The following is a 1,078-nucleotide window of genomic DNA, read 5'->3' on the forward strand; positions in this document are numbered from 1 at the left end:
CCTTGTTTGTTGGTTGTGGTCCGGTGGCGTCCCGGCCCTCCGGGGCAGGACCCCGGCGCAGATGACCGCCCACCGTGTCCAGACGGCCGCGCTGCACCCAGTAACTCCAGATGAAATACGCCAGCATGACCGGCAGCAACACACACAACACCACCGTCATGATCCCCAACGTATACGGCGACGCCGAAGCATCCTTGATCATGATGCTCGTGGACGGATCGTCACCGATCATCACCCGCGGGAACAACCCGTTGAAGATGAACGCGATCACCGCCATCAACGTCACCCCCGAACACGCGAAAGCCCAACCCCCGCGCTTGCGGACCGCCGCCACATGCCCGCACACCGTCGCAGCCGCGATCACCACCGTGACCAGCCACGACGACACCGGACGCGCCCGGTAGAAATCCGTCATGAAGAAAGCCAGGACCACGAACACCAGCAAAGCCGGATACGCCACCCAATACAACTTCGAACTGACGTTCAACATCCGCCGCGAATCCCCCGCACCCAACTTCAGGCTCAGGAAATGAAGACCATGGACGAAGCAGAAGAACACCACCGCCACGCCCCCGACCACCGACAGCCAATTGAACACATCGAAGAACCCGGGACGCGCATCACCGGCCCCATCCAACGGCAGACCCTGGATCAGACTCGTCAACATCATCCCCAGACAGAACGGGGCCACCAACGAACCCGCGAAATTCGCCCACTGCCACACATCACGCTCACGCCACGACACCGCATGAGAAGCGAACTCGAACGAAACCCCACGCAGGATCAACCCCACCAACACCAGGAACAACAGGATGTAATACCCGGAGAACAACGAGGCATACCACATCGGAAACGCCGCGAACATCGCACCGCCCGCCGTGATCAACCACACCTCGTTGCCATCCCAATGAGGACCAACCGCACGCATGAACACCGCACGCTCCTCACCATCCCGCGCCACCAGACGCGTCGCCAGGCCCACACCGAAATCAAACCCCTCCAACAACAGGAACCCGGCAAACAACAAACCAATCACACCAAACCACAAACCCTGAAGAAAACTCATGCCAACACCACC

The 1,078-nt window shown here is 60.3% G+C and carries 1 protein-coding gene; it reads right to left on the reverse strand.

Annotated features, from left to right (window positions below; translation table 11 throughout):
* The coding region (cydB, locus tag V6584_RS07915) for a cytochrome d ubiquinol oxidase subunit II (RefSeq protein WP_340470136.1) at positions 1-1,066 on the reverse strand (1,066 nt) is incomplete at its 3' end.
* Between the last annotated feature and the right edge of the window lie 12 nt (positions 1,067-1,078).

Origin of the sequence: Bifidobacterium favimelis (genome assembly GCF_037963085.1) — a bacterium.
In the GTDB taxonomy this organism is placed as follows: domain Bacteria; phylum Actinomycetota; class Actinomycetes; order Actinomycetales; family Bifidobacteriaceae; genus Bombiscardovia; species Bombiscardovia favimelis.